Here is a 16,919-nt window from a genome sequence, read left to right as displayed (position 1 = left end):
CTCGCCCAACGGGCTGGACCTGTTCACCGTCGGCGAGCCGATCGCCGACACCAGGGCTCCGGACGGGCCGATCGAGACCCGCTGGCAGCGCCGCCGGTTCTCCGCCAAACTGGTCAACCCGGCCAACCGGCGCAAACTGACAGTGATCGTGGTCGGCACCGGGCTGGCCGGCGGCTCCGCCGCCGCCACGCTCGGCGAGCAGGGCTACCGGGTCAGGTCGTACTGCTACCAGGACAGCCCGCGCCGGGCGCACTCGATCGCCGCCCAGGGCGGCATCAACGCCGCCAAGAACTACCGCAACGACGGCGACTCGATCCAGCGGCTCTTCTACGACACGGTCAAGGGCGGCGACTTCCGGTCCCGGGAGTCGAACGTGCGCCGGCTCGCCGAGGTCTCGGTGGAGATCATCGACCAGGCGGTGGCCCAGGGCGTGCCGTTCGCCCGGGAGTACGGCGGGCTGCTCGACACCCGCTCGTTCGGCGGGGCCCAGGTGCAGCGCACCTTCTACGCCCGGGGCCAGACGGGCCAGCAGTTGCTGCTCGGGGCGTACCAGGCGCTGGAGCGGCAGATCGGGCAGGGCCGGGTCGAGATGCACAGCCGGCACGAGATGCTGGAGCTGATCGTGGTCGACGGCCGGGCCCGGGGCATCGTGGTCCGGGACCTGGTCACCGGCGAGATCACGACCGACTTCGCCGACGCCGTGGTGCTCGCCTCCGGCGGGTACGGCAACGTCTTCTACCTCTCCACGAACGCCAAGGGCTGCAACGTCACCGCCACCTGGCGGGCACACCGCAAGGGCGCGCTCTTCGCCAACCCCTGCTACACGCAGATCCACCCGACCTGCATCCCGGTCTCCGGCGACCACCAGTCGAAGCTGACCCTGATGAGCGAGTCGCTGCGCAACGACGGCCGGGTCTGGGTACCGGCGACGGCCGGCGACGACCGCCCGCCCCGGCAGATCCCCGAGGAGGAGCGGGACTACTTCCTGGAGCGGATGTACCCGGCCTTCGGCAACCTGGTCCCCCGGGACATCGCCTCCCGGGCCGCCAAGAACGTCTGCGACTCCGGCCGGGGCGTCGGGGCGACCGGGCTCGGCGTCTATCTCGACTTCGCCGACGCGATCGACCGGCTCGGCCGGTCCACCATCGCCGACCGGTACGGCAACCTCTTCGAGATGTACCAGCGGATCACCGGCGAGGACCCGTACGAGGTGCCGATGCGGATCTATCCGGCGGTGCACTACACGATGGGCGGGCTCTGGGTCGACTACGACCTCCAGTCGACGATCCCCGGCCTCTTCGTGATCGGCGAGGCGAACTTCTCCGACCACGGCGCCAACCGGCTCGGCGCCTCGGCGCTGATGCAGGGGCTCGCCGACGGCTACTTCGTGCTGCCCAGCACCATCGCCGACTACCTCGCCGCCGGACCGTTCGAGGCGCTCACCGACGACCACCCCGAGGTGGTGTCCGCCCGGGACGACGTCACCGACCGGCTGAACCGGCTGCTCGCCTGCCAGGGCGACCGGACCGTGGACTCGTTCCACCGCGAGCTGGGCCAGATCATGTGGGACCACTGTGGCATGGAGCGGACCGACGCCGGGCTGCGCAAGGCACTGGCCGAGATCCGCAGCCTGCGGGAGCAGTTCTGGCAGCGGGTCCGGGTCCCCGGCGACGGCGAGGGGCTCAACCAGGCACTGGAGAAGGCCGGTCGGGTCGCCGACTTCTTCGAGCTGGCCGAGCTGATGTGCGTCGACGCGCTGCACCGTACCGAGTCGGCCGGCGGGCACTTCCGGGCCGAGAGCCAGACCGCCGACGGCGAGGCGCAGCGCGACGACGACAACTTCGGCTACGTCGCGGCCTGGGAGTTCACCGGCGCCGACCGGCCGCCGGTGCTGCACCGGGAAGAACTGCACTTCGAGTACGTCCACCCCACCCAGCGGAGTTACAAGTGAACCTGACCCTGCGGATCTGGCGGCAGTCCGGCCCGGACGACAAGGGCCGGATGGTCAGCTACCAGGTTCCGGACGTCTCCCCCGACATGTCGTTCCTGGAGATGCTCGACGTACTGAACGACCGGCTCACCCTCGACGGCGAGGAACCGGTCGCCTTCGACCACGACTGCCGGGAGGGCATCTGCGGCGCCTGCGGCATGGTGATCAACGGTGTGGCGCACGGCCCGGAACGGGCCACCACCGCCTGCCAGCTGCACATGCGACACTTCACCGACGGCCAGACCATCGACATCGAGCCGTGGCGGGCCAGGGCGTTCCCGGTGATCAAGGATCTGGTGGTGGACCGGGACGCGTTCGACCGGATCATCGCGGCCGGCGGGTACGTCACCGCACCGACCGGCGCCGCCCCGGAGGCGCACGCCCAACTGGTCCGGAAGTCCGACGCGGACGCCGCCTTCGAGTCGGCCGCCTGCATCGGCTGCGGCGCCTGCGTCGCGGCCTGCCCGAACGGTTCGGCGATGCTCTTCACCGCCGCCAAGGTCAGCCACCTGAGCCTGCTGCCGCAGGGCCAGCCGGAACGCCTCACCCGGGTCGTCGGGATGGTCGACGCGCACGACGAGGCCGGCTTCGGCGGCTGCACGAACATCGGCGAGTGCACCGCCGTCTGTCCGAAGGGGATCCCGCTGACCAGCATCGGCCGGCTCAACCGGGACTACCTGAAGGCCACCCGGGAGCGGGACGGCGCACCCGGCACCTGACGGGCCGGCGGTCCCTGCCAGCGTCGCCTATCGTTACCGGTCGGGACGCCGACCCGATCCCGGCGATGGGAGAGCACTGGTGAGCAGGGTGAACCGCAGGACCGCACTGGGCGTCGGCAGCGCCGCCACCGCCGGCGTCGTGCTCGGCACCGCCACCTCGGCGATGGCCGCGCCGAACAGCGGCCAGGGGTTCGAAACCCCCGACCGGGCCCGTGCGGACCAGGTCGCCGCGACCTACCGCCGGGAGAAGGCGAAGGCCGGCGGCAACTGGTACGCGTACCTGAGCGTCGCCAGCGGGACCGGCCCGACGCCGCTGCCGGCGGTACGGGAGAACCAGGACACGGTCGTCGAGGCGTACAGCGTGAACAAGATCGCGGTTGCCACGGCGGTGCTGGACAAGGTGGACCGGGGACTGCTCACCCTGGACCAGCGGGTCGAGGTCACCTCGGGGATCGTGGTGCCGAACGGCGACGGAATCTTCAGCCTGGACGGCGCCTACCCCAGCTCGGTGACCCTCGGCCACGTCCTCGCGGCGCTGCTCACCGTCTCCGACGACACCGCCGTACGGCTCTGCGGGCTGGTCTGCCCGGCCGCCGAACTCAACCAGATCCTCGTCGCCAAAGGCTTCCCGAAGACCCAGGTCGAGCCGGTCGCCAACCCGAACCGGTTCTTCCTCGGCACCAGCACCGCCCGGGAGACCCACGACCTGCTCCAGGCACTGGTCCGGGGCACCCTGCTCTCCACCGCCTCCACCAACTTCCTGCTGCACCAGCTACGCGCGCCGATCGCCTTCACCGACGGCATCCGCCGGAACATGTCGTCGGCGCAGCGGAGCCGGATCGCCACCAAGGCGGGCTGGTTCGGCAACGCCCGGCACGAGGCGGGACTGATCTTCGACCCGGCCGGCACGCCGGTGCTGACGTACGTGCTCTTCGCCGACGGGCAGGCCGACCCGGACAACTTCGGCTCGACCCATCCGGCGGTGCAGGCCCGGGCGGCGATGGGTCCCGCCTTCCTCGACGCGGTCGACGGGCTGGCCAACCTCTCCCTACCGTCCCGCCGGCCGAGGAAACACCAGCCGTCCAACGGCGGCTGAGTTCAGCGGGTCACGGCAGGACAGCGCGGGTCACGGCAGGTCAGCGGGTCACGGCAGGTCAGCGGGTGAGCGGGTCGGGGCGGGCTCCGGGGCCTCGGCGGGCGGCGGATCGACCGCTCCCCGGCCGACGGCCTGGTAGACGGCCGGACGCCTCGCCCGGAGCAGCAGGCCCCAGCCGAGCCCGAGCAGCGCGGCGACCAGGGCGACCCCGGGCAGCAGCCACGCCAGGTAGCCCGGGTCACCGGGCGCGAGCAGCGCGCCGAAGTTCACCAGCAGCACCACCAGGACGGCGAGCAGCAGCACGGTGGCCAGGGCCGGCGCGACCAGCCGCTGCCAGGCGTTCACCCCGACCTCGCGGCGGCGGTGGAAGAAGCCCAGCACCGAGGCGGAGGTGAGGGTCATCAGCAGCACCACCCCGACCGCCGAGAGACCGCTGAGCCAGGTGAAGAGGTCGAGCACCGGGTCCCGGCCGGTCAGCACGAAGGCCAGTACCACGCCGAGGGCCAGCACCGTCTGGGTCAGCGAGCCGCCCACCGGCGCCCCGGTCCGCGCGCCGGTCTGGCTGAGGAAGGCCGGCAGCACCCGCTCCCGGCCCAGGGCGAAGAGATACCGGGCCACGGCGTTGTGGAACGACAGCAGGGCGGCCAGCACCGAGGTGATGAAGACCAGGTTCGCCGCGTCCGCCACCGTGCCGCCGGCATGCGCGGCCAGATTGCCGAAGACCACCCCCGGGCCGGCCCCGGCCGTGGCGGCCTGCGCGTTCTCCGGACCGGTCAGCACGGTCAGCGCCCAGGCGGAGAGCGCGTAGAAGGCACCGGTGAAGGCCACCGCGACGTAGGTGGCCCGGGCCACCGTCCGGCGGGGATCCCGGACCTCCTCGCTGTATAGCGCCCCGGACTCGAACCCGGTGAAGCTCGCGATGCCCAGCGCGAACACCGCACCGAGCCCCGCCGCGAAGAGGTTGCCCGGATCGAGCCCGGCGAGGGTGACGCTGCCGCCGGCCGGGTGCCCGAACGCCACCACGTCGAACACGACGACCGCGAGGCATTCCAGCCCGAGCAGTACGGCCAGCACCGTCGCGTTCAGGTCGACCTGGAGCACCCCGAGCAGCCCGACCACCGCCAGGCCGGCCAGGGCCCAGACCCACCACGGCCGGTCGACGCCGAACTTCGCCGTCACGAAGGCGTCCAGGACGGCACCGAAGAGGCCGTACAGCCCGATCTGGATGGCGTTGTAGGAGGCCAGGGCGAGGAAGGAGCCGCCGACCCCGGCCACCCGGCCCAGCCCGTTCGCGATGCAGGAGTAGAAGGCACCGGCGTTGCTCACGAACCGGCTCATCGCGGCGTAGCCGACCGCGAAGACCCCCAGCACGGCGGCGAGCAGCAGGAAGGAGAGCGCGGCGCCCACGTTGCCGCTGACGGCGTACATCGTGGTGATGCCGCCGCCGAGCACGGTCAGCGGCGCCGACGCGGCGACGGTGAAGAAGACGAGGTGGATGGCGCCCAGGCGTCCCTGGCGCAGGCCGGTCTCCGGGGAGGAACCCGATGACATGTGTGTCGGTCTCCCTCGGGGGCGGCTGACGAGAAAGGACGCAGGGTCGACATCGGAGAGGTTATGGGCGATCACGCCGCGCGACAAGCCATCGATCGACCACAAGTACCGAACACGTACGGCCAGGGCGGGTTGAACGGAAAGTGTGCATGCCGTACCGTCCTCCATCGACATTGCGTAGTGGCCGACCCGGCACGCCAGCCGGCCGGTGCGAGGATGACGATGACCAATTACCCGGGCCAACCGGCCGAACGGCTGGCCGACGAGTTGTTCCTCATCGCACACGATGACTACAGCGGAAAGCTCCTCGCGGCGGCCTCCCTGGTGGATGCGGCCCTCTGCGGGGCGCTCCTCGCCGAGCTGCTCTTCGACAGCCGGATCACCCTGGTCCAGTCCGCCGTCTACGTCGCCGACGACCGGGCCTGGCGGGAGCCGGTGACCGACCGGGTACTGGCCGAGATGGTCCGCCGGGGCGACGGCCACCAGGCCCGCTCCTGGCTGGAGTTCCTCGCCCCCCGGGTCCGGGACCACGTCGGCGACCGGCTGGTCAGCGCCGGTGCGGTACGCCGGATGACCGCGCGTGGGCTGAACCTGCGCACCACGCTGCGCTTCCCCGGGCTGGACCCGAACCGGGTGGCCCGGCCCCGGGTCCGGCTCAACGCCATCCTGGAGCGCTCCGAGCAGCCGCTGGACGCCCGCACCGCCACGCTGGCCGGGCTGGTCCGGGCCGGCGGGCTGGTCCGGGCGTTGATCCCGGCCAACCGGGCGATCGTGACCGAGCGGATCGCGGCGAGCCGCAGACTGCTTCCGACGGAACTCGGCGACCTGCTCAACGCGGTCGACGCGGCCGTCGCCGCCACCGCGCTCACCGTACGCCGCTGACCTGCCTCCGTCGGTGTCACGCCGCCCTCGGCCCGGATCGCGGTCGACCCGGCAGCGCGGTCGGCCCGGTGCCGTCGTCGGCGGGCTGTCCGGCGGGTGCGGCACAATGCTTGCCGGCACCCAGAAGCCCAGCGCCGAGCCCGGTGCCGGGCGCTGGCGCAACCGAGTGGAGAAGGCGGAACAGGACGTGACAACCTCTGCGCAGCCGCGCTCTGTGCACCAGCGGATCGCCGAGGAACTCGGCGTACACGAGCGGCAGGTACGGGCCGCGGTGGAGCTGCTCGACGGCGGGTCGACGGTGCCGTTCATCGCCCGTTACCGCAAGGAGGTCACCGAGTCGCTCGACGACACCCAGCTGCGCACCCTGGAGGAGCGGCTGCGCTACCTGCGGGAGCTGGAGGAGCGCCGGGCGGCGGTGCTGGAGTCGATCCGGGGCCAGGGCAAGCTGGACGACGCGCTCGAAGCGCAGATCATGGCCGCCGACTCCAAGGCCCGGCTGGAGGACATCTACCTGCCGTACAAGCCGAAGCGGCGGACAAAGGCGCAGATCGCCCGGGAGGCCGGGCTGGAGCCGCTGGCCGAGACGCTGCTGGCCGACCCGTCGCAGGACCCCCGCACGGTGGCGGCCGGCTTCGTGAACCCGGACGCCGGGGTGGCCGACCCGACCGGCGCGCTAGACGGTGCCCGGGCCATCCTGGTGGAGCGGTTCGCCGAGGACGCCGACCTGATCGGTTCGCTGCGCGAGACGATGTGGTCGCGGGGCCGGCTGGTCGCCCGGGTACGCGACGGCCAGCAGGAGGCCGGGGCCAAGTTCGCCGACTACTTCGACTTCGCCGAGCCGTACACCAGGCTGCCCTCGCACCGGATCCTGGCGATGTTCCGGGGCGAGAAGGAGGGCGTGCTCGACCTGACCATGGATCCGGAGGAGGCACCCGCCCCCGAGGACGCCCCGGTCGGGCCGAGCCGGTACGAGCAGGAGATCGCCGCCCGGTTCGGGGTCGCCGACCGGGGACGGCCGGCGGACCGCTGGCTCGCCGACACGGTGCGCTGGGCGTGGCGCACCCGGATCCTCATCCACCTCGGCGCCGACCTGCGGATGCGGCTCTGGCAGGCGGCCGAGGACGAGGCGGTACGCGTCTTCGCGACCAACCTGCGTGACCTGCTGCTCGCCGCGCCGGCCGGTACCCGCCCGACGATGGGGCTGGACCCGGGGCTGCGCACCGGGGTGAAGGTGGCGGTGGTGGACGCGACCGGCAAGGTGGTGGCCACCGACACGATCTATCCGCACGAGCCGCGCCGGCAGTGGGACGCCTCGATCGAGACGCTGGCCAGGCTGGCGAGGGCGCACAGGGTCGAGCTGGTGGCGATCGGCAACGGCACCGCCTCCCGGGAGACCGACAAGCTGGCCGGCGACCTGATCAAGCGGTACGCCGACCTGAACCTGACCAAGATCGTGGTCTCCGAGGCCGGTGCCTCGGTCTACTCCGCCTCCGAGTACGCCTCGCAGGAGCTGCCCGGCCTGGACGTCTCGCTGCGCGGCGCGGTCTCGATCGCCCGCCGGCTCCAGGACCCGCTGGCCGAGCTGGTCAAGATCGATCCGCGCTCGATCGGCGTCGGGCAGTACCAGCACGACCTCTCCGAGGTGAAGCTCTCCCGCTCGCTGGACGCGGTGGTGGAAGACTGCGTGAACGGCGTCGGGGTGGACGTCAACACCGCCTCCGCGCCGCTGCTGACCCGGGTCTCCGGGATCGGCGCCGGGCTGGCCGAGAACATCGTGCTGCACCGGGACGCCAACGGCCCGTTCCGGACCCGACAGGCGCTCAGGCAGGTGGCCCGGCTCGGCCCGAAGGCGTTCGAGCAGTGCGCCGGCTTCCTGCGCATCCCCGGCGGCGACGACCCGCTGGACGCCTCCAGCGTGCACCCCGAGGCGTACCCGGTGGTCCGGCGGATCCTGGCCAGCACCGGCGGCGACCTCTCCGCGCTGATCGGCCGGACGGCGGTGCTGCGCAAGCTCAGGCCGGACGAGTTCGTCGACGACACCTTCGGGCTGCCGACCGTCACCGACATCCTCCGGGAGCTGGAGAAGCCGGGCCGGGACCCCCGACCGGCGTTCCGGACCGCCACCTTCGCCGACGGGGTGGAGAAGATCGGCGACCTCAAGCCGGGGATGCTGCTGGAGGGCGTGGTCACGAACGTCGCCGCGTTCGGCGCGTTCGTGGACGTCGGGGTGCACCAGGACGGGCTGGTACACGTCTCGGCGATGTCCCGGACCTTCGTCAAGGACCCGCGCGACGTGGTCAAGTCCGGCGACGTGGTCCGGGTGAAGGTGCTGGACGTGGACGTACCCCGGAAACGGATCTCGCTCACCCTGCGGCTGGAGGACGAGGCCGAGCCGCGACCGGCGCGGGACCGGGGCGCCGACCGGCCGGGCCAGCCGCGCCAGGGGCGCGGCGGTGCCGGCGGCGGCCGCTCCGGCGGCGGAAACCGGTCCGGCGGCCAGTCGGGTGGCGGACGGTCGGGCGGCGGCCAGGGTGGCGGGTTCGGCGGCGGTGCGCTGGCCGACGCCCTGCGCCGGGCCGGGCTGGACAAGGGGCTGGACGGCAACCGGCGGTAGCTCTCCGGCGGAACCGCCCCGGGCCGGCCAGCGGTCGGTCGGGGCGGTTCGCCTGGGTCCAGCTGCCGCCCGGGGCCAGCCGCCGCCCGGATCCAGCCGCCGGCTACGTCCAGCCGCCGCCGGTGCGGTCCGGGACGGAGTGGGGTCGGCCGGCCGGGTCGGCGTCGTTCCGGGGAGCCGGCGCGGCCCTGCCCCGCCGGATCCAGGCCGGTGCCCGGAACGCGCTGACCCGCCCCCACCAGATGCGCTGGACCAGCAGCGTCAGCACGCCGGCCGCGACGATCGCGGACAGATTGATCAGCAGCTGGACGAGTGAGCCGAGCGCCTCGTCGAAGACGCCGTAGCCGAGCGCGACCGCGACGTTCGCGGCGGCCGGGACGGTGGTGACCGAGATCAGCACCCCGACCAGCGAGCCGGACCGGTTCGAGGTGACCGAGAGCATCCCGGCCACCCCGGCCAGGAAACCGACCACCCAGGAGAGCGCGTCGGGCCGCCAGATGAAGTCGGTCATCGGCCGCTCGTCGAGCAGCATCGACCGGTCGAGCAGGTCGACGGCGGTGAGCGTCCAGGTGCTGAGCACGGTCACCGCCACCGCCGTGAGGAATCCGACACCCAGCGCCAGCAGCGAGCGCCGGATGACCGACCGGCGCCAGCGCAGCAGCGCCACGCAGAGCGCCGCGAGCGGCCCGAACTCCGGGCCCACCACCATCGCACCGATGATCAGGATCGGCTGGTCGAGCAGGACAGCGATGCCGGCGATCACGGTGGCCAGGGTGATCAGCAGCAGGTACGTCACCGACAGCCGGGTCTCCTCGCCCGTCTTCTGGGCGATCTCGTCCCAGACCACCGCGTCGGTGCCGAGCCCGGGAGCCGCCCGGGCGGCCCGGTCGGCGGCGGCCGAGAGGGTGACGTCGACGCCGTCCCCGACCACCCCGCCGGAGTGGTGCACGCCGAGGTTGCGCAACGCCTCCAGTACCTCGTCGGCGCCCTCCCGGACGACGTCGCAGAGCACCACGTCACCGGCCGGCGTCCGGGCGGCGCCGGGCAGCACGATGACGTGTGCCACGGCGGGATCGACGGCGAGCAGTTCCTGCACCGCCGCGGACCGGTCGACGGGCACGATGATCCTCAGCTGCAGCACGCCCGTCATCCTGCACCCCTGCCCGCTCCGCATCCACCCCGACCCGGCCGCCCGGTGGCGCCTCGAAGCCTGTTTCGACCTGTCGCGGCGGTCGGCGGCGAGATGTGCCGAAGCGGTCGAGAACTTGTGACCTGTGGATGTGGGCCGCCGGTTGACCGTTTCCGGACAGGGGCTTCATCACTTCTTCACCGTTGCGGCGCTCTAATCGATCCCGCCGGAAGCAGGCAGAATGGAGCCCCATGAGCGCGCGGATACTGGTCGCCGAGGACGACCCGAAGCAGGCCAACCTGGTCCGGGTCTATCTCGAACGGGAGGGCCACAGCGTGCTCGTCGTCGGTGACGGGCGGGCCGCCCTGGAGCAGGTCCGCGCCCGCCGCCCCGACCTGGTGGTGCTGGACGTGATGATGCCGGTGCTGGACGGGCTCGACGTCTGCCGGATCCTGCGGGCCGAGTCCAACCTACCGATCCTGCTGCTGACCGCCCGGACCACCGAGGACGACGTCCTGCTCGGGCTGGACATCGGCGCCGACGACTACCTGACCAAGCCGTACAGCCCACGGGAGCTGGCCGCCCGGGTCCGTGCCCTGCTGCGCCGCTCGGGGGTGCTGAGTGCCGGCAACCAGGCGGTGCTCCGGGTCGGCGACCTGGAGGTCGACCCGGGCCGGTTCGAGGTGCGGATCAACGGTCGGCTGATCACGCTCACCGCCAAGGAGTTCGGCATCCTGGAGGTGCTCGCCGGCGAGCCGGGTCGGGCGTTCACCCGGGCCCAGATCATCGACCGGGCCTTCGGCTTCGACCACTACGTCCTGGAGCGGACCGTCGACGCGCACGTGATGAACCTGCGCCGCAAGATCGAGGACGATCCGGCCGAGCCGCGCTACGTGCAGACCGTCTTCGGCCGGGGCTACCGGCTGGTTGAGCAGCCCGGCGGGGAGCGGGGCCGCCAGGAAACCGCCGCCGGGGAACGGGGGCGGGCCGACGCCGCCGCGGGGGCGGACGGGGCGGCGTGAGCTTCCGGTTACGGGTACTCGGCCTGGTGATGCTTGTCGCGGTCAGCGCGACCGCCGCGACGCTCTGGCTGGTACTCCGGCAGGCGTCCCGGCAGATCGACGAGTCCGGCGCCGCCGCCGCCTCGCTGGACCAGGTCGCCGCCGCGCTCACCGACTACGGCCGCCGGCACGGCACCTGGGAGCGGGTCCGCGACCTGGTGGTGCGGCTCGGCGCGCAGACCGGGCAGCGCATCCACCTGGTCGCCGACTCCGGCTGGGTGCTTGTCGACACCGACCACGAGGCACGCCCGGACCGGGCGGTACGCGAACTCGGCACCGTGGTCGGCTACGTCAATCCCCGCCCCACGCTCGACCTGGCCGGGCTGGACGCCGATCCGGCACAGACCGCCGCCAAGGAGCTGTACCGGTACCGCACCGGTGTCCGGTTCGCCGCCTGCCTGACCCGCAACGGCGTCGAACCCACCCAGTTGCCGGACCGGTACGGCATACCCCAGTACGACACGAGCGTGATCGCCGCCAGCAACCCCAGGCTGGCCCGGAACTGCTCCGAACTGGCGGCCCAGTCCGAGCAGGCGAACAGTGCCGACCTGACCGAGCTCTCCGCCGCGTGCGCCGACACCGAGCCGGGCGACCCGAGGAGCTACTGCCTGGCGGAGGCGTTCAACGCCCGGATCGCGGAGGTCGCACCGGAGCCGGCCCGGGTCATCCTCGGGGTGGGTGCCGCAGGCGACCGGGGACTGGTGGTCGGCCCGCTGCTGGCGGCCGCCTGCGGGGTGGCAGCGGTGGCGATCATCGCGACCGCCCTGCTCAGCCACCGCGTGCTCCGGCCGATCGGGATCCTGACCGCCGCCTCCCAGCGACTCGGCCGGGGCGACCTGACCAGCCGGGTGCCGGTGCGGGGCAACGACGAGATCGCCACCCTGGCCCGGTCGTTCAACCGGATGGCGGACTCGTTGCAGCGCGGCGAGGAACGCCAGCGCCGGCTGGTCGCCGACGTGGCGCACGAGCTGCGTACGCCACTGGCCAACCTGCGCGGCTATCTGGAGGCACTCTCCGACGGGGTGATCGACCCCGACCCGGAACTGTTCGCCTCGCTGCACGAGGAGGCGGTGTTGCAGCAGCGGATCGTCGACGACCTCCAGGATCTCGCCCTGGCCGAGGCGGGCAGCCTGGCGTACCACCGGGCCACCGTCGACCTGGCCGAACTGCTGGAGACCTGCCGTACCGCGCACCGGGCCGGCGCCGACGCGGCCGGGGTGACCCTGACCCTCGCCGCCGAACCGGTGACCGTGCACGCCGACCCCGACCGGCTGCGGCAGGTGGTCGGAAACCTGCTCACGAACGCGTTGCGGGCCACCGCCAGGGGTGGGCAGGTCTCGCTCACCCTGCACCGGGAGGGCGAGTCGGCGCTGGTCCGGGTCGCCGACAGCGGTTCCGGGATCGCGCCGGAGGCGCTGCCGTACGTCTTCGACCGGTTCTGGCGGGCCGACTCGGCGCGCGGCCGGAAGACCGGCGGCAGTGGCCTGGGTCTGGCCATCGTCCGGCAGATCGTCACCGACCACGGCGGGGCCATCCGGGTCACCAGCGAACTCGGGGCCGGCACCACCTTCACCATCACGCTGCCGATCCCACGCTCCTGAACGCGGCCCCGCGCTCCTGAACGCGGTTCCGCCACCGGGGGCGGAGCCGAATTCTCTTTCTGTTCGTCACCGACCGGCGGCACCCGACGTTCACCTTGACGGAAGACCTGCACGACATCGCCGACAGGGTCCGGCGACCTCTTCCCGTCGTACTTCCGTGAACGGAGGACCTATCGTGAGCGCCGACGATTCCGGTGGCCAGCAGCGACGCGCGGTGTCCGGTCAGGGCCGGTGAACACCAGGATCTATCTCTCCGCGCCCGACATCGGGCCGTTGGAGGAGTCGTATCTGCTGCGCGCGCTGCGGTCGGGCTGGGTCGCGCCCGTCGGCCCGGAGATCGACGGCTTCGAGCGGGAGGTCGCCGACCGGGTCGGTGTGGCCGGTGCGGTCGCGCTGAGTTCCGGCACCGCCGCGCTCCACCTGGGCCTGCTGGCTCTCGGTGCCGGTCCCGGAACCGTCGTCGTCGTGCCCACCCTGACCTTCGTCGCCACCGCCAACGCGGTCCGCTACACCGGCGCCGAACCCGTCTTCGTGGACTGCGACCCTGCCGACGGCAACATCGACGTCGACCTGCTCGCCGCCCTGCTCAAGGAGTTCGAGGCGGTTGGGCGGCGGGTGTCGGCGGTGGTTCCGGTGGACCTCTTCGGCAGTTGTGCCGACTATGCCCGGCTGCTGCCGGTCTGCGAAGCCGCCGGAGTGCCGGTGCTGGAGGACGCGGCAGAGGCGCTCGGCGCCACCCGGGGCGGCCAGCCGGCCGGCTCGTTCGGGCACGCCGGGGTCCTCTCGTTCAACGGCAACAAGATCATCACCACCTCCGGTGGCGGGATGCTCGTCTCGGACGATCTGGCCCTGGTCGAGCGGTGCCGCTATCTCTCCACCCAGGCCCGGCAGCCGCTACCCCACTACGAGCACACCGAGACGGGGTACAACTACCGGCTCAGCAACCTGCTGGCCGCTCTCGGCCGAGCACAGCTGCGCCGGCTCGATCTCATGGTCGACCGGCGCCGCGAGCTGCGGCGACGGTACGCGACACTGTTCGGCGCGGTGCCGGGAGTACGGCTGCTCGGGGAGCAGGACCCCGGGGCCAACAACTGGCTGACCTGCATCGTCGTCGATCCGGCCCGGGCCGGCTGGCAGGCGGCGGAACTCGCCACCCATCTCGCCGCCGCACAGATCGAGACCCGGCCGGTGTGGAAACCGATGCACCTGCAACCCGCCTTCGCCGGCCGGCGCAGCATCCTCACCGGCGTCGCCGAGCGGCTCTTCGACACCGGTCTCGCCCTGCCCAGCGGCTCCGGACTGACCGAATCGGAGATCGAGTACGTGCTCCGCACGACAGCGGACTTCCTGGGAGTACCCGGGTGACCGTCGGGCGGTGCCGGTACGACCGGTCGAAGCGGGTACTGGACGCGGCCGTCGCCGCCGCCGTACTGCTGCTCCTCGCACCCGTCATCGTCGCGGTGGCCGGTGCCGTCCTGCTGGCGCTGGGCCGGCCGGTGCTGTTCCGCCAGGTCAGACCGGGCCGGCACGGCAGGCCGTTCGTCCTCTACAAGTTCCGCACGATGCATCCCGCCGGGCCGGGCCGGACCAGCGACGCCGAACGGCTGACCCGGCTGGGGGCCTGGCTCCGGGCCACCAGCCTGGACGAGTTGCCGACCCTGTGGAACGTCTGGCGCGGGGACATGAGCCTGGTCGGGCCGCGCCCACTGCTGCTTGCCTATCTCGACAGGTACACGCCGCAGCAGGCCCGCCGGCACGAGGTCCGACCCGGCATCACCGGCCTGGCGCAGGTGAACGGCCGCAACGCCCTCGGCTGGGAGGAGAGGTTCAGCCATGACGTCTGGTACGTCGACCGGCGCTGTCTCGGTCTCGACCTGCGCATCCTGCTGAAGACGGTCGCCCGGGTACTGCGCCGGCACGGCATCACGGCCGAGGGCGACGCCACCATGCCCGAGTTCCTCGGCACGCGCCGGACGCTCGTCGGTGCCGGCGGGACAGGCCCGCGGCCGGAGGTGCGGCGGTGAGCGCCGATGTCGTGATCGTCGGCTGCGGCGGGCACGGCCGGGAGATCGCCGGGATCGTCCGGGCGGTCAACGAGGTGACCCCGGTGCGGCGGCACTGGCGGCTGCGCGGCTTCCTGGACGACCGCCCGGCGGAGTCGAACCTCAAGCAGGTGCAGCGGCTCGACGTGCCGTACCTCGGGCCGGTGAGCTGGTTGCGCGACGCCCCGGCAGGCACCCACGTCGTCCTCGGCGTCGGCGATCCGCGGGTCCGTCGCGACCTGGGCGAGCGCGTCGACGCGTACCGGCTGCCCGGCGCGGTCCTGCTGCATCCGGCCGCGACGCTCGGTGACGCGAACACCGTCGGGGACGGCGTGGTGGTGTTCGCCGGCGCCCGCGTCACGACGAACGTCCGGCTCGGGCGGCACGTCCACCTGAACCAGAACTGCACAGTGGGTCACGACAGCGTGCTGGCGGACTACGTCTCGGTGAACCCGCTGGCCGCGGTCTCGGGCAACTGCGTACTGGAGCCGGGCGTGCTGATCGGCACCACAGCCGCCGTGCTCCAGGGGCTGCGGGTCGGCGCGGGCAGCGTGGTCGGCGCCGGCGCCTGCGTCGTCCGGGACATCCCGGCGGGCGTGGTCGTCAAGGGGGTACCGGCCAGGTGAACACCTACCGCGGCGAACCCGGCGGCGACCGACCGGCCACGCAGGGCCGGACCGAACAGGGCCGGACCGAACAGGGCCGGACCGAACAGGGCCGGACCGAACAGGGCCGGACCGAGCACCTGGAGCCTGGGCCGGACGACGGCGGTGCAGGCCGGCGGCGGCTGCGCGTCGTGGTGCTGTTGAAGACGAACAGCGGGGGGTTGTGGATCCTTCCGCAGGTGACGGAACTCCGCCGACGGGGTCACGAGGTCCTCGTGGTACTGCCTCCCGGTCCCGGCCGGTTGACCACCGAGCTGACCCGCAACGGCTTCCCGGTGCTCGACTCCCCGTTCGACTTCGGATTCCGGCCTCGCCCGGCCACGCTGCGCGGCCTCTGGCGGCTGCGTCGCCTCGTCCGCCGGCTCCGGCCGGACGTACTGCACTACCACCTCTACGCGTCGGCCCTCGCCGCCCGGCTGAGCACCCTGGGACTACCGGTACGCCGGGTACACATGGTCGCCGGCCCGCTCTTCCTGGAGTCCGCGCTGATCCGGCCGGTCGAGCGGCTGCTGTGGCGGCTGGACCACGCCACCATCTGCGGCACCGCGCACACCTCACGGCGTTACGGGGAACTCGGCTGCCCGGCCCGCCGCCGCCCGGTGGCGACCTACGGGGTGGATGCGGGACGGTTCGCGCCGTCCTGGGCCGGCAGTCAGCGCGACTTCCCCGGCACGGTCGCGACGGCAACCCGCGAGGAGGTACGGGCGAAGACGCGCGCCGAGCTCGGCATCGACCAGGACGCGTTCCTCGCGGTGATGGTGGCGTACGTCTATCCGCCGAAGCGGCTCGCGCACAACGGGCGGGCCATCAAGGGTCACGACGTCCTCCTGGCCGCCTGGCGTACCTTCCACGCCCGGCATCCCCGGTCGCGTCTGCTGCTGGTCGGGGGCGGGTGGACCGCCGCCGGTGAGGCCCATCGGCGCGAACTCGTCCGCCGGTTCGGCCTAAACGCGGACCCGAGTGTCAGCTGGGTCGAGTCGATGCCGGACGTCCGCCCGTGCTACGAGGCCGCCGACCTGAGCGTCAGTCCGTCCCTTTCGGAGGGCCACGGGGCCGCCTGCGAGGCGAGCGCGATGAACCTGCCGAGCATCGTCAGCGACGCGGGCGGGCTTCCCGAGACGGTCGACGAGGAGTCCGGCTGGGTGGTTCCCCGGGGCGATGTGCCGGCCCTGGCCTCGGCGCTGGAGGCCGCGTACCGCGAGTTCGAGGCCGGCCGGCTGCGAGCGCGAGGTGACCGTGCCCGCGAGCGTGCCCTGCGGCTCTTCGACAACCGGAAGGCCGCCGTCCGGGTGGCCGACGTCCTCGAACTGGTCGCCAGGGGCGAGGAGCACGGCGACGGTGGAGATGGATCCGGCGTCGGCCGGGCCGGCAGCACGGGGAAAAGCGCGGACGAGGAAATCTCTTTCAATTTCTCCGCTGGCCGAACAGGACCGAACCCGCTTTCCTGAATGCGGTCGGCCGCATACGCGATATGAGCATCCGGCGCGCCATGTGACGGCTAGGATCGTTGTTTGTCCCGATATCCCACTGACGTTTTGCGGGTCACGGCCGGAGGGTCTTGAGTGACGG

General features: G+C 72.5%; 13 protein-coding genes. 11 read left to right on the top strand and 2 right to left on the bottom strand.

All coding sequences use genetic code 11. The annotated features are described in order from the left end of the window. Nucleotides 1-13 precede the first annotated feature (13 nt). From ACN28A_RS27450 to ACN28A_RS27440, 3 genes are all read left to right on the top strand, one after another. Nucleotides 14-1,951 carry a fumarate reductase/succinate dehydrogenase flavoprotein subunit gene (locus ACN28A_RS27450; protein ID WP_421404674.1) on the top strand — a complete coding sequence of 646 codons (1,938 nt, stop codon included), beginning with the start codon at nucleotides 14-16 and terminating at the stop codon, nucleotides 1,949-1,951. Next, a complete protein-coding gene (locus ACN28A_RS27445; RefSeq protein ID WP_421399700.1) occupies nucleotides 1,948-2,709 on the top strand; it encodes a succinate dehydrogenase/fumarate reductase iron-sulfur subunit in 762 nt (253 codons plus the stop codon). The genes ACN28A_RS27450 and ACN28A_RS27445 overlap by 4 nt, the downstream gene beginning before the upstream one ends. Before the next feature lie 79 nt (nucleotides 2,710-2,788). Further along, nucleotides 2,789-3,805, top strand: coding sequence for a serine hydrolase (locus tag ACN28A_RS27440; RefSeq protein WP_421399698.1), 1,017 nt, complete (start codon nucleotides 2,789-2,791; stop codon nucleotides 3,803-3,805). Nucleotides 3,806-3,853: 48 nt separating this feature from the next. Here the strand turns inward: ACN28A_RS27440 and ACN28A_RS27435 are convergent, their stop codons facing one another. After that, nucleotides 3,854-5,356 carry an APC family permease gene (locus ACN28A_RS27435; protein WP_421399696.1) on the bottom strand — a complete coding sequence of 501 codons (1,503 nt, stop codon included), beginning with the start codon at nucleotides 5,354-5,356 and terminating at the stop codon, nucleotides 3,854-3,856. Nucleotides 5,357-5,578: 222 nt separating this feature from the next. Between ACN28A_RS27435 and ACN28A_RS27430 the strand changes: the two genes are divergently transcribed. Together ACN28A_RS27430 and ACN28A_RS27425 are read left to right on the top strand one after the other, a co-directional pair. Next, nucleotides 5,579-6,238 (top strand): GOLPH3/VPS74 family protein, encoded by a 660-nt coding sequence (locus ACN28A_RS27430; protein ID WP_421399694.1) that lies wholly within the window; start codon nucleotides 5,579-5,581, stop codon nucleotides 6,236-6,238. A 106-nt stretch (nucleotides 6,239-6,344) separates the two neighbouring features. Then, the gene (locus tag ACN28A_RS27425; RefSeq protein WP_421399692.1) at nucleotides 6,345-8,852 is read left to right on the top strand and encodes a Tex family protein; all 2,508 of its coding nucleotides are present in this window, start codon (nucleotides 6,345-6,347) and stop codon (nucleotides 8,850-8,852) included. 103 nt (nucleotides 8,853-8,955) lie between these two features. Here the strand turns inward: ACN28A_RS27425 and ACN28A_RS27420 are convergent, their stop codons facing one another. After that, the gene (locus ACN28A_RS27420; RefSeq protein WP_421399690.1) at nucleotides 8,956-9,993 is read right to left on the bottom strand and encodes a DUF389 domain-containing protein; all 1,038 of its coding nucleotides are present in this window, start codon (nucleotides 9,991-9,993) and stop codon (nucleotides 8,956-8,958) included. Nucleotides 9,994-10,232: 239 nt separating this feature from the next. Here ACN28A_RS27420 and ACN28A_RS27415 point away from each other — a divergent pair, with 239 nt between their 5' ends. From ACN28A_RS27415 to ACN28A_RS27390, 6 genes are all read left to right on the top strand, one after another. Then, a complete protein-coding gene (locus ACN28A_RS27415; RefSeq protein WP_421399687.1) occupies nucleotides 10,233-11,003 on the top strand; it encodes a response regulator transcription factor in 771 nt (256 codons plus the stop codon). After that, on the top strand, nucleotides 11,000-12,643 hold the full coding sequence (locus ACN28A_RS27410) for a sensor histidine kinase (RefSeq protein ID WP_421399685.1): 1,644 nt from the start codon (nucleotides 11,000-11,002) through the stop codon (nucleotides 12,641-12,643). The genes ACN28A_RS27415 and ACN28A_RS27410 overlap by 4 nt, the downstream gene beginning before the upstream one ends. 231 nt (nucleotides 12,644-12,874) lie before the next feature. Further along, nucleotides 12,875-14,008, top strand: coding sequence for a DegT/DnrJ/EryC1/StrS family aminotransferase (locus ACN28A_RS27405; protein WP_421399683.1), 1,134 nt, complete (start codon nucleotides 12,875-12,877; stop codon nucleotides 14,006-14,008). After that, entirely contained in the window at nucleotides 14,005-14,667 is a 663-nt protein-coding gene (locus ACN28A_RS27400) for a sugar transferase (RefSeq protein WP_421399681.1), read from the top strand. The genes ACN28A_RS27405 and ACN28A_RS27400 overlap by 4 nt, the downstream gene beginning before the upstream one ends. Further along, nucleotides 14,664-15,311 carry an acetyltransferase gene (locus ACN28A_RS27395; RefSeq protein ID WP_421399678.1) on the top strand — a complete coding sequence of 216 codons (648 nt, stop codon included), beginning with the start codon at nucleotides 14,664-14,666 and terminating at the stop codon, nucleotides 15,309-15,311. Before ACN28A_RS27400 ends, ACN28A_RS27395 begins: the two co-directional genes overlap by 4 nt. Then, nucleotides 15,308-16,798 carry a glycosyltransferase family 4 protein gene (locus tag ACN28A_RS27390; protein WP_421399675.1) on the top strand — a complete coding sequence of 497 codons (1,491 nt, stop codon included), beginning with the start codon at nucleotides 15,308-15,310 and terminating at the stop codon, nucleotides 16,796-16,798. Before ACN28A_RS27395 ends, ACN28A_RS27390 begins: the two co-directional genes overlap by 4 nt. Nucleotides 16,799-16,919 lie beyond the last annotated feature (121 nt).

The organism is Plantactinospora sp. WMMB782, from assembly GCF_049179135.1.
Classification (GTDB): domain Bacteria; phylum Actinomycetota; class Actinomycetes; order Mycobacteriales; family Micromonosporaceae; genus Plantactinospora.
This window is presented reverse-complemented; position numbering and strand designations above follow the sequence as displayed.